General features: G+C 64.2%; 9 protein-coding genes and 1 pseudogene. 5 read left to right on the top strand and 5 right to left on the bottom strand.

From position 1 onward, the window contains the following. Positions 1–223 precede the first annotated feature (223 nt). Both G3436_RS00810 and orn read right to left on the bottom strand, forming a co-directional pair. Positions 224–835: a trimeric intracellular cation channel family protein gene (locus G3436_RS00810; RefSeq protein ID WP_163940404.1), complete on the bottom strand. Its 612-nt coding sequence runs from the start codon at positions 833–835 to the stop codon at positions 224–226. Between the two features lie 89 nt (positions 836–924). Next, entirely contained in the window at positions 925–1,467 is a 543-nt protein-coding gene (gene orn, locus G3436_RS00805) for an oligoribonuclease (RefSeq protein WP_163940402.1), read from the bottom strand. Between the two features lie 101 nt (positions 1,468–1,568). Between orn and rsgA the strand changes: the two are divergent. Next, a pseudogene (rsgA, locus tag G3436_RS00800) lies at positions 1,569–2,599 on the top strand (small ribosomal subunit biogenesis GTPase RsgA). 240 nt (positions 2,600–2,839) lie between these two features. Here rsgA and G3436_RS00795 read toward each other — a convergent pair. Then, positions 2,840–3,067, bottom strand: a complete 228-nt coding sequence (locus tag G3436_RS00795; RefSeq protein ID WP_163940400.1) for a hypothetical protein — start codon at positions 3,065–3,067, stop codon at positions 2,840–2,842. Between the two features lie 472 nt (positions 3,068–3,539). Here G3436_RS00795 and G3436_RS00790 point away from each other — a divergent pair, with 472 nt between their 5' ends. Beyond that, entirely contained in the window at positions 3,540–3,998 is a 459-nt protein-coding gene (locus G3436_RS00790) for a molecular chaperone Tir (protein WP_163940382.1), read from the top strand. 66 nt (positions 3,999–4,064) lie between these two features. Here G3436_RS00790 and motB read toward each other — a convergent pair whose 3' ends face one another. After that, positions 4,065–5,075, bottom strand: coding sequence for a flagellar motor protein MotB (gene motB / locus G3436_RS00785; RefSeq protein ID WP_163940380.1), 1,011 nt, complete (start codon positions 5,073–5,075; stop codon positions 4,065–4,067). Positions 5,076–5,078: 3 nt separating this feature from the next. Then, entirely contained in the window at positions 5,079–5,930 is an 852-nt protein-coding gene (gene motA / locus G3436_RS00780; protein WP_163940378.1) for a flagellar motor stator protein MotA, read from the bottom strand. A 131-nt stretch (positions 5,931–6,061) separates the two neighbouring features. Here motA and G3436_RS00775 point away from each other — a divergent pair, with 131 nt between their 5' ends. The 3 genes from G3436_RS00775 to asd are packed head-to-tail and all read left to right on the top strand — an operon-like array spanning position 6,062 to position 9,332. After that, on the top strand, positions 6,062–7,600 hold the full coding sequence (locus G3436_RS00775) for an HDOD domain-containing protein (RefSeq protein ID WP_163940376.1): 1,539 nt from the start codon (positions 6,062–6,064) through the stop codon (positions 7,598–7,600). Positions 7,601–7,646: 46 nt separating this feature from the next. After that, positions 7,647–8,456 (top strand): rhodanese-like domain-containing protein, encoded by an 810-nt coding sequence (locus tag G3436_RS00770; RefSeq protein ID WP_163940374.1) that lies wholly within the window; start codon positions 7,647–7,649, stop codon positions 8,454–8,456. Between the two features lie 9 nt (positions 8,457–8,465). Further along, positions 8,466–9,332, top strand: coding sequence for an archaetidylserine decarboxylase (gene asd / locus G3436_RS00765; protein ID WP_163940372.1), 867 nt, complete (start codon positions 8,466–8,468; stop codon positions 9,330–9,332). Positions 9,333–9,411: the final 79 nt, after the last annotated feature.

Raw genomic sequence — 9,411 nt, 5'->3', positions numbered from 1 at the left:
TGCGGCACGCGCCTGGAGCGGCGGCGCGGCCTTCGCTGGCAAGCCAGCTCCCACAGGGTTTTGTGTGCGCTGCATAACCCTGTGAGGGCTGCGCCAACGTGCGGCACGCGCTTGGAGCGGCGGCGCGGCCTTTGCTGGCAGCCAGTTACCACAGGGTTTTGTGTGCGCTGGATAACCCTGTGGGAGCTGGCTTGCCAGCGAAGAGGCCAGCACAGGCGACCGATCAGTGCTCGTCGTTGTACTGGAACTTGGGCATTTCCCAGTGGAACCGAATGGCCAGCAGCCGGATCAGGAACCCGCCAAACAGCGTCAGCAGGATCGCCTGCTCGCCCGGCACCTTGAAGTACACGCAGCCCAGGTAGAACCACGCCGCCAGGAACGACACGCTGGCATACAGCTCACGCCGGAAGATCAACGGGATGTCGTTGCAGAAGATATCCCGCAGGATCCCGCCGAATACCCCAGTGATCACCCCGCTGATCGACGCTACCAGCATGCCCTGGCCCATTTCCAGCGCCGTCATGCAGCCAATCAGGGTGAAGGCCACCAGCCCCAGCGCATCGAGCACCAGAAACAACGAGCGCAAATGCCGCATCAAGGGCGCAATGAAGATGGTGATCAACGCCGCCACGCTGGTCAGCACCAGGTACTCCGGGTGCTTGACCCAGGTCAGCGGGTAGTGCCCCAGCAGTACATCACGCACCGAGCCACCGCCCAGGGCGGTAACGCAGGCGATCAGCACCACGCCGAACCAGTCCATGCCGCGCCGGCCAGCCGACAACGCACCGGTCATGGCTTCGGCGGTGATGGCAATCAAGTAGAGCATCAACAACATGGTGCAGGTCCGTGCAAAGAGGCGCGCAGTCTACCCAGTTGCCTCAGGCACCAAAAGGGGGCGCGCAACGATTGTTGGCGCAACCTGGGTCAGAACTTGATGAAGTGCTCGCGGTAGTGGCGCAGTTCGGCGATCGATTCGCGGATGTCGTCCAGTGCCAGGTGCGTGCCGCCCTTCTTGAAACTGTCGCGTACCTCGGGGGCCCAGCGCGCGGCCAGCTCCTTGAGGGTCGAGACGTCCAGGTTGCGGTAGTGGAAGAAGTTTTCCAACTCGCGCATGTGGCGGTAGAGGAAACGGCGGTCCTGGCAGATGCTGTTGCCGCAGATCGGCGACTTGCCCTTGGGCACCCACTGCTCCAGGAAGCTGATGGTCTGGGCCTGGGCCTGGGCCATGCTGACCTGGCTCTCGCGTACACGCTGGGTCAGGCCCGAGCCTCCGTGGGTGCGGGTGTTCCACTCGTCCATGCGCGCCAGCACTTCATCGCTGTGGTGGATGGCGATCACCGGGCCTTCGGCCAGGGTGTTCAGGTCACTGTCGGTGACGATGGTGGCCATCTCGATGATGACGTCGCTGTCCGGATCCAGGCCGGTCATTTCCAGATCGATCCAGATCAGGTTTTGTGGATTCTGCATGGTTGTGCTCCTCGGTAGGTGCGCAGTTTAGCCTAGTGGGGCGTGCTAGACTCGACGCCGTTGCACCCTCACACGCTTTGCTTTAACGACACGAGACTTTCATGGCCAAACGCCAGCTCAATCGCCGCCAGAACTGGCGCATCGAAAAAATCCAGGGTGAGCGCGCCGCCCGCGCTGCCAAACGCGAACAGCACACGCTGGACACCCTTGAAGGCGGTGATTTGGGCCCCGAGCAGTTGGGCCTGGTGATTGCGCACTTTGGCGTACAGGTCGAAGTCGAAGCCCAGGACGCGACGTCGCCGGCCAGGTGTTCCGTTGCCACCTGCGCGCCAACCTGCCGGCGCTGGTCACCGGTGACAAGGTGGTGTGGCGCGCGGGCAACCAGGGCATTGGCGTGATCGTGGCGCAGATGCCGCGCCATACCGAGCTGTGCCGCCCCGACAGCCGTGGCCAGCTCAAGCCGGTGGCGGCCAACGTCGACTTGATCGTGATCGTGTTCGCCCCGGCGCCCGAGCCGCATGCCAACCTGATCGACCGTTACCTGGTGGCGGCCGAGCATGCCGGCATCCGTCCGTTGCTGCTGCTGAACAAAGCCGACCTGATCGACGAGCAGAATGCCCCGGCGCTGAACGCGCTGCTGGCGGTGTACCGCCATCTGGGTTATCCGTTACTGGAAGTGTCGGCGCACCACGGTGACGGCATGCAGCAGTTGCAGACATTGCTCGACGGGCATATCAGCGTGTTCGTGGGCCAGTCGGGCGTGGGCAAGTCGTCGCTGGTCAACAGCTTGCTGCCCAACGTCGACACCCGCGTGGGCGAGCTGTCGGAGTGGTCTGGCCAGGGCCAGCACACCACCACCACGGCGCGCCTGTACCACTTCCCGGGGGGCGGTGAACTGATCGACTCGCCGGGTATCCGCGAGTTCGGCCTGGGGCACGTGAGCCGGGCAGACGTGGAGGCCGGCTTCATCGAGTTCAACGACCTGATCGGCACCTGCCGCTTCCGCGACTGCAAGCATGACCGCGAGCCCGGCTGTGCGCTGCTCAAGGCCCTGGAAGACGGGCGCGTGCAGCAGCAGCGCATGAACAGCTACCGCTCGATCATTGCCAGCTTGCCGCAGGACACCTACTGACGGTCATGGCGCACGCGTGTGCTCGATAAACATCGCGTGCGCCACATCCTCGACCAGCGCCTTGGACATGCCAGTCACTGAATCGTTTTCCATTGGTGAATCTCCCGAAGAACACCTTGCATTGACTGTTCCGACGCTTTCGCCGGCAAGCCGGCTCCCACAGGTACCCCGCCGCCCTCAAGCTCAGCGCTATCCCTGTGGGAGCTGGCTTGCCAGCGAACGAGCGCGAAGCGCTCGCGATCAGTGCCTGACCTGAACCTTGCTCAAGGCCATTTCGAGCAGGCTGCGCGCATGCTCGATTTCGTGCATGGCCGCCATGCTCAACTGCAACTGGGGTGGTTTGGTATGCAGGTGCACCGCCTGCTGGGTCACGGTGAGTGCGCAGGACAGGTACTCCGATACCTTGACGAGGATGTCCTCAAGGGAGAGATGAATGTGATGCGGTGGATCGGGGACGATTTTCAGCATGGGACCTCCGGTGATGGAGTCGCCCACCTCTGCTGTCAAACAAATGGGTGGCAACTGTACGCGGGTTGACAGACCGATCACCGGGACTCGGCGCACACGAGTGTGCCCCACGCGCAGTCGCCATAAGCGCTTGCATGTCCACGATAAGATCGGCCTGTCAAAACCGGTCGCTGATTGTCAACGACCACCTGAGACTAGAGTCCTACCGTGACCACCGCAATGGCTGATAAGCGGCAAAAGTATGATTGGGAAGGAGCCTACAGGGAATAGGGAAATTCCGAAGATTATTGTCATCCACAGCCCTGCAGGCGCCGGCCTTGCCGGCGAAGGTGGCAGGGGCTGCAACAAATTTGTAAGCCCTTTCTCTCGGCCGCGTAGGCAACGTCCTGATTCCATCCAGCGACTTGCACCAGGGGCCGTAATCATCAAAGGTAACCCGGCCCCGAAACCGCGCCCACGAAGGGACACCCGGATGCCCGTTTCAATCCTTTACTGCCGCACCGACCTGGCCGCCGCCCTGGCTATCAGCGAGCACCTGCGCCTGGAGGGTGTCACCACCTGCCTTGAAGCCATCGACACCCCGGCCGACGATGCCTGCACCGTCAGTGCACGAGTGCGGCGCAACCTGCACGACTGCACACACCTGATCACGCTGGTGTCCAGCAACACCTGCAACGCCTGGTGGGTACCCTTCGCGCTGGGTGTGGCCTGCGCCGCCGAACGCCGCGTGACCACATTCCAGCTGGCGGCTCCGGATGCTCCCGGCTACCTTCATGCGTGGCCGCGGATGGTCCGCGCCTGCGACCTCGACCTGTTCATCAGCGCCTATCGCCTGGAGCACACGCTGGGTCGGCTGCACGGCACCGATGCCGACAATAACGCACAGCGTTTCCATGCCGACCTCAAGGCCAGCATCGGGCGCGGCTACTGAAATGCCCATGCCCACACAGCACAACGCCCGCCAGGATCACTCCGGGCGGCGTCGTCGAACCACTGCCTACTGCTGCTTGGGCTCGTCCATCTTCAACACGCCATCCTCGAAGATGTTCAGCTTCTCGCGCAACTCGCGTGGCTGCATCGGCTCGGGGGCCGGCACCGCCGGTGCCGTGCCGGGCGCCGGTGCCGTGCCAGGCGCTGCATCCGGGTTCGGCGGCGAGGTCTGCTCGCCTTCGATGCTGCGCTGGGCCTTCTTGGTCAGCACGATGATGTCGATACGACGGTTCACCGGGTTGAACGGGTGCTCGCGGTCGAACAGCGACGAGGACGCATAGCCCACAACGCGCGCCACTTGCGGGTCGGGGTAGCCACCGGCAACCAGCGCCCGCCGCGCCGCGTTGGCGCGGTTGGCCGACAGCTCCCAGTTGCCGTAGTCACCGGTGCCGGCATACGGCTTGGCATCGGTGTGGCCGCTGATGCTGATCTTGTTCGGCACCGCCTTGATGGTGTCGGCCATGGCCAGCAGGATGTCTTCGAAGTACGGCTGCAGGCGCGCGCTGCCCAGGTCGAACATCGGCCGGTTCTCGGCATCCATGATCTGGATCCGCAGGCCATCCTGGGTGATCTCGAAGAGGATCTGGTCCTTGAACTTCTGCAGTTGCGGGTTCTCTTCGACCTTGTTCTGCAACTCTTGCAGCAACAGGTTCAGGCGCTCTTTCTCCACCTGCTCGGCCATGCTCTCGACCTTGTCCTGGTCCAGCTGGAGGCTGGTGTCAGGCGTCGGTTCGGACTGCACCTCGGGGTTGATGGTCTTTTCCGGCGCAAGCTCGGGCGAACCACCCAGGTCGATGATGTACGGCGTGCCGCTCTCGGAGAACCCGATCGGGTCCTTGAAGTAGCCGGCAATGGCGATCTTCTGTTCTGGCGTGGCGGTCGACAGCAACCACAGCACCAGGAAGAACGCCATCATCGCCGTGGCAAAGTCGGCGAACGCGATCTTCCAGGCGCCGCCATGGTGGCCACCGCCAAAACGCTTGACGCGCTTGATGATAATCGGCTGATTGTTTTCCATGGATCAGCGACCGCGAACTGCTTGTTCCAGCTCGGCAAAGCTCGGACGGTGCTTGGGGTACAGCACCTTGCGACCGAACTCCACGGCCAGCGACGGCGGCATGCCGGACGCCGACGCCACCAGCGACGCCTTGATCGCCTCGTACACGTTGACCTCTTCCTTGGCATCGTGGGCCAGGGAGGTGGCCAGCGGGCCGAAAAAGCCATACGCCGCCAGAATACCGAAGAAGGTACCCACCAGTGCCGCACCCACGTGCAGGCCGATGGAGGCCTGGTCGCCCTCGCCCAGCGAGGCCATGGTCACCACGATACCCAGTACCGCCGCAACGATACCGAAGCCGGGCATGCCGTCGGCGATGCCGGTGACCGCGTGCGAAGGGTGCTCGAGCTCTTCCTTCATGCTCAGCAGTTCCATGTCGAACAGGCCCTCGAGCTCGTGCGGGGCCATGTTGCCGGTGGACATGATGCGCAGGTAGTCGCAGATGTACGCGGTCATGCGTTCATCCTTGAGCACCGCCGGGTACTTGGCGAAGATCGGGCTGGCCGAGGCGTCTTCGATGTCGCCCTCGATCGCCATCATGCCTTCGCGGCGGCTCTTGTTGAGAATTTCGTAGACCAGGCCCAGCACTTCTATATAGAAGGTGTGCGAGAAGCGCGAGCCGAACATGCTCAGCGACTTCTTGATCACATGCATGGTCATATAGCTGGGGTTGGCCTGCAGGAACGCACCGAAAGCCGCACCACCGATGATCAGCACTTCGAAGGGCTGAATCAGTGCCGCGATCTTGCCGTGGGAAAGAACGTATCCGCCAAGCACGCTCGCGAATACGACGATGATGCCGATAATTTTAGCCATAGATTGGAAGCACTTACTGTCGTGGTCAGGGTCGGGGGCGGAAGTTCGTAAAACTCTTCTTCTACTTATCGGCAGTTCTGCGCCAGACTATAGCCAGTCAAAGTGAAAAGCCAGTTCGGCTACCGTCCAGCATGCCTAGTGAAACTAACGTGCCAACTCAAACTCCGAAGACGCTAGACGCCTGGATCAGATTGCTCGACAGCGTGCAACTGCCGGTCCCTCTGGACAGCCACGAACGGGTCAGGCTCGCCATCGGCGACAGCCGCCGCTCGCTGCGCGACATTGCCGACCTGATGCAGGACAGCCCCGCCCTGGTGCTCAGCGTGATGCGCGAGGCCAACCGGCACACCCATGGCAGCATGGCCGAGCCCGCCGAAAGCCTCGAAATTGCCCTCAACCGGCTGGGCCTCAAGCGCGCCGAAGAGCTGTTGCAACGCCTGCCTACTGCGCCACCGGCACAAATCCCCCAGGCCTTGCGCCACTTGCAGATGATCAGCCAGCACGCCAGCCAGCAGGCCAGCGGCCTGTTCGCCAGCCAGCTGGCGCGGCTCTGGCAGGAGATCCACTGGGGCAGCCTGCTGTTTCTCTCGCCGCTGTGGCCACTGGCATTCACCTACCCCAAGCTGCTCGAAGAGTGGGAGCTGCGCGTGGTGCACCGGGGCGAACCGGCGCTGCGGGTAGAGCGCGAGCTGTTCGGCGTGCCGCTGCTGGCGCTGTGCCGTACCCTGGCTGACTTCTGGCGCCTGCCGGCCTGGGTGACCCAGGGCTACCGGGTGCTCAGCGAAGAACGCCGGCTGCTGGTAAAGGTGATGCACATCGCCCGCCTGCATGAGCACCCCTTGCGCCAGCAGCAACAGCTCGATGCCGACCCGGCCCTGCGGCGCTGGCTCAACCAGCCTGCCAACACGGTACTGATGGCCAACGGGCTGGCCCTGGCGGCGCAACATGCCTGGGACTGCCCGCACAGCCAGCGCTGGCAGCGCCTGACCAGCCTGTACCTGCAGGCGCCGCTGAGCGACGTGCAGCAACAGGTCCACCAGCAGGCCGCGCACAGTGCCCGCCTGCATGCCGGCCCCGACCTCTACCATCCTGCCGAATCGCTGATCTGGCCGACCGGCACCCACCGCGTGCACCGCCGCCTGCTGCCGGCCGACGTACCCTCGACCGAGTCGCTGGGGGCCTGGCGCAAGTACTGCGCCGACCTGCTGGTGGAACCCAGCGCCTTCAGCAACGCCATGCACCTGACCACCTATGCCCGTGACGCCCTGGCGGCGTGCGGCATGCAGCGGGTAATGATGCTGATGGCCGACAAGGGCCATACCCACCTGCGCGTGCACCAGAGCGCCGGGCTGCCCGCCGAGGCGGCCAGCCTGGTGATACCGGTAGCCCAGAGCAAGCTGCTGCAGCGCCTGCTGAGCCAGTCGGCGCAGTTGCGCCTGACCCCCGACAACTACGCCCAGTTCGGCGCCCTGCTGCCCGCCAGCTTGCGCGTACTGTTCCGTGGCGAGCACCTGCTGCTGCGCTCGCTGTCGAGCAACGGCAAGGTGGTGATGCTGGTACTGGCCGACCAGGGTGGTGGCCCCTTCTCCGAAATCAGCGTGCAGGCATTCGGCAAGACCGCCCAATGCGTGGAGCGTGCACTGACCGCCTTCAGCAACCGCAGCGCATGAGCCATGCGCTACAATCGCCCCCTCTGTTCCGATCTGGAGACTCTGGATGACTGACTTTTCCGGCCTGCCCCTGGTGATTGAACCCGCCGACCTGCAGGCCCGCCTGGCTGCGCCGGGGCTGATCCTGGTCGATCTGACCAGTGTCAATCGCTATGGCAGTGGGCACATTCCCGGAGCACGCTTCGTCGACCCCAAGCGCACCCAGCTCGGCCAGCCTCCGGCACCGGGGCTGCTGCCGGCCAAGGGCGACCTGGAAAAACTCTTCGGCGAGCTGGGGCACACCGCCGATTCGGTGTACGTGGTGTATGACGACGAAGGCGGCGGCTGGGCCGGGCGTTTCATCTGGCTGCTGGATGTGATCGGCCATACGCACTACCACTACCTCAACGGTGGCGTGCAGGCCTGGCCGGCCAACAGCCTGTCCACCGAGGTGCCGGCGCTGGCCACGGGCATCCCGAGCCTGACCCTGCACGAAGAGCCCACGGCCACCCGCGAATACCTGCAAAGCCGCCTCGGCGCCGCCGACCTGGCGATCTGGGATGCGCGCAGCCCGCAGGAATACCGTGGCGAAAAAGTGCTCGCGGCCAAGGGTGGCCATATCCCTGGCGCGGTCAACTTCGAGTGGACTGCCGGCATGGACCTGAACGACCACCTGCGCATTCGCCGGGACATGCCCGAGATCCTCGAGCAGCTCGGCATCAGCAAAGACAAGGAAGTGGTCACCCACTGCCAGACGCACCACCGTTCCGGCTTCACCTACCTGGTGGCCAAGCACCTGGGCTACCCACGGGTCAAGGCGTATGCCGGCTCATGGGGCGAATGGGGCAACCATCCGGACACGCCTGTAGACGTTTAAGGAAACTCAATGAAATCCCGCTTGTTCATCCTCAGCCAGTACCTGCTGCCCCACCACCTGCTCTCGCGCCTGGCCGGCTGCGTCGCCGAGTGCCGCGTGCGCTGGTTCAAGAATGCCTTCACCGCCTGGTTCGCCAAGCGCTATCAGGTCGACATGTCGCAGGCGCTGGTCGAAGACCTGACCGCCTACGAGCATTTCAATGCCTTCTTCACCCGTGCGCTCAAGCCTGACGCGCGCCCGCTGGACCAGACCCCAGGCGCCATCCTGTGCCCGGCCGACGGTGCGGTGAGCCAGCTGGGCCCGATCGAGCATGGCCGCATCTTCCAGGCCAAGGGCCACAGCTTCAGCGCCGTCGAACTGCTGGGCGGCGACCCGGCCAATGCCGCGCCGTTCATGGGCGGCGAGTTTGCCACCATCTACCTGTCGCCCAAGGACTACCACCGTGTGCACATGCCACTGGCCGGTACCCTGCGCGAGATGATCTATGTGCCGGGCCGGCTGTTCTCGGTCAACCAGACCACGGCCGAGAACGTGCCGGAGCTGTTTGCACGCAACGAGCGCGTGGTGTGCCTGTTCGACACCGAGCGCGGGCCGATGGCCGTGGTGCTGGTGGGGGCGATGATCGTGGCGTCGGTCGAGACGGTGTGGGCCGGCCTGGTCACGCCACCCAAGCGCGAGCTGAAGACTTTCCGTTATGACGAGGCGGCGCGTGCGCCGATCCACTTGGAAAAAGGCGCCGAGCTGGGCCGCTTCAAGCTCGGCTCGACCGCCGTGGTGCTGTTCGGGCCAGAGCAGGTGAAGTGGGCCGAGTCGCTGGGCGCAGGCTCTGCGGTGAGCATGGGCGAGTGCCTGGCGTTGCCGACACAGCAAGCCTGATGTAAAAGCCCCGCAGCGATGGCGGGCTTTTTTTTGTTCGGCTTCGGGCCTCTTCGCTGGCAAGCCCAGCTCCCACAGG

It is taken from the genome of Pseudomonas brassicae (assembly GCF_010671725.1).
GTDB lineage: Bacteria > Pseudomonadota > Gammaproteobacteria > Pseudomonadales > Pseudomonadaceae > Aquipseudomonas > Aquipseudomonas brassicae.
This window is presented reverse-complemented; position numbering and strand designations above follow the sequence as displayed.

What these genes read in the sequence shown, in the direction of transcription:
- G3436_RS00810 (WP_163940404.1), bottom strand. Translation starts at nt 835, where the DNA reads ATGTTGTTGATGCTCTACTTGATTGCCATCACCGCCGAAGCCATGACC.
- orn (WP_163940402.1), bottom strand. Translation starts at nt 1,467, where the DNA reads ATGCAGAATCCACAAAACCTGATCTGGATCGATCTGGAAATGACCGGC.
- G3436_RS00795 (WP_163940400.1), bottom strand. Translation starts at nt 3,067, where the DNA reads ATGCTGAAAATCGTCCCCGATCCACCGCATCACATTCATCTCTCCCTT.
- G3436_RS00790 (WP_163940382.1), top strand. Translation starts at nt 3,540, where the DNA reads ATGCCCGTTTCAATCCTTTACTGCCGCACCGACCTGGCCGCCGCCCTG.
- motB (WP_163940380.1), bottom strand. Translation starts at nt 5,075, where the DNA reads ATGGAAAACAATCAGCCGATTATCATCAAGCGCGTCAAGCGTTTTGGC.
- motA (WP_163940378.1), bottom strand. Translation starts at nt 5,930, where the DNA reads ATGGCTAAAATTATCGGCATCATCGTCGTATTCGCGAGCGTGCTTGGC.
- G3436_RS00775 (WP_163940376.1), top strand. Translation starts at nt 6,062, where the DNA reads ATGCCTAGTGAAACTAACGTGCCAACTCAAACTCCGAAGACGCTAGAC.
- G3436_RS00770 (WP_163940374.1), top strand. Translation starts at nt 7,647, where the DNA reads ATGACTGACTTTTCCGGCCTGCCCCTGGTGATTGAACCCGCCGACCTG.
- asd (WP_163940372.1), top strand. Translation starts at nt 8,466, where the DNA reads ATGAAATCCCGCTTGTTCATCCTCAGCCAGTACCTGCTGCCCCACCAC.